We start from the raw sequence: 339 nt of genomic DNA, 5'->3' as shown, positions 1-339 counted from the left end.
GACACGGTCACCATCCCGAGGGGGCACTCGTCGGCGAGGGCCACCGTCGACTGGGACGCCAGGCACGGAGCGGTGTACGAGGTCTCGTTCCAGTGCGGCAACGAGAGCGGCCAGGCGGACCTCACCATCGCCGCCGCGCGCCCGAGCCACCACCCCTCGCACGGTGCCCACGCCGGGATCGGCAGCGTCGCCGGCCTGGACCTGGGGGAGATCGGTCTCGGCGCCGCGCTCGTCGCGGGCACCCTGGGCGTCGCGTGGCGCTGGTCGCGCCGCCGCTCCGAGGACGGCAGCCACGTCTGACGGCGCACCCGACGGCGGACGCCGTTCAGCCTTTCGCCC

At 75.5% G+C, this 339-nt stretch carries 1 pseudogene; it reads left to right on the top strand.

Features of this window, described 5'->3' with window-relative positions:
- Window positions 1–300 (top strand): annotated as a pseudogene (locus AOK15_RS40365) (hypothetical protein); the annotation flags it as partial.
- Window positions 301–339 lie beyond the last annotated feature (39 nt).

The organism is Streptomyces ossamyceticus (genome assembly GCF_001418475.1).
GTDB lineage: Bacteria > Actinomycetota > Actinomycetes > Streptomycetales > Streptomycetaceae > Streptomyces > Streptomyces ossamyceticus.
The sequence above is the reverse complement of the archived record's forward strand: the minus strand, read 5'-3'. Positions and strand labels throughout refer to the sequence as shown.